Raw genomic sequence first — 1,148 nt, forward strand, 5'->3', positions numbered from 1 at the left:
ATACGGAGGAAGAAGTTTAGCCAGTGTGGCCGCCTTTCGCTCCGGTGAAATGCGCTTCATATCGCGTCCCCATCGCCCCATTGGAGTTTTTGATGGGGGTGACATCTATCCTGACACTAGGGGCCATTCAGATGTTCCAACTTCTTTACCATTTTCGCTATGAGTTTTTTTTGGGATTTTGATCTCAAATCCTCTTCCTGCTAATAAAACAAATCTTTTTCTAAACTGGGGAACACCATAATCAGCAATTTGTAATACACCATAGTTATAAATGTATCCTAACGATGATAATTCAGCCAAAAAAGAAGAAAGGTAAGAATGTCCCCTCTTTTCGATCCCAGGGACATTCTCAATCATTACTACTTTCGGCAAAAGATCTCTAACTAACCTTGCAACCTCCATAATGAGGCTATTTCTAGGATCTTCAGTTATCTGCGGTCTAGTTAATGAAGAAAAACCTTGGCATGGAGGGCACGCTGCCAATAAATCTAAACTTGATCCTTTAAGAGATTTTTTTATTGTTGTTGCTGATACAAATTTAATATCATTAGATATTATCACGGTCTTGGGGTGATTCAGCTCATACGTATCTACGGCGTTCATATCTAATTCAATGGCGGCATTTACGGAAAAGCCAGCATCAACTAGACCTTGGGATAAACCTCCTCCGCCACAAAATAGATCAATTGAGGTAAATTTTTTTTTCATTTTATTTCGATTCTTTTCTTTTAATAGTTTCATCTGTTATTTCAAACAAATCTCTTAAAGGGGAATGAGCGCTTGCCACTTTGCTCAGGAGCTCCTTAGTTTGTTCTCCACCCATCGCGAGAACATCTTGCACCCGAGCGTCGTCGTAATGCTCAGTCACTCCATGGAGCATAGCAGCAAGTAATTCGAGGTGATCCCTTCGTGACTGACTATATATTTGTTCCCAACTTAAGATCTCAACATTCGTATGTTTAGCTTCAAGATTCTGGGCATTTTGTCCGATCAAAATCCCTCTAATTTTCGCCCCATTAAACTGTTGTCAACATCGTGAAGCGGTGGCCCCTTTTCAACGTTTCCGTTGTCCACTGTTTATCGTTTTAACGTCCGCTCATTATCGCGTCATCTGACGCACTCTTTGCCGATAACATTCCTGCCTTGCG

General features: G+C 41.1%; 1 protein-coding gene. It reads right to left on the reverse strand.

Going from position 1 to position 1,148, the window contains the following annotated elements; genetic code table 11:
* Positions 1-105 precede the first annotated feature (105 nt).
* Complete coding sequence (locus tag GRH90_RS25855) at positions 106-741, reverse strand: DNA cytosine methyltransferase (protein ID WP_162368814.1); 636 nt, start codon at positions 739-741, stop codon at positions 106-108.
* Positions 742-1,148: the final 407 nt, after the last annotated feature.

It is taken from the genome of Acerihabitans arboris, from assembly GCF_010131535.1.
Taxonomy (GTDB): Bacteria; Pseudomonadota; Gammaproteobacteria; order Enterobacterales; family Enterobacteriaceae; genus Acerihabitans; species Acerihabitans arboris.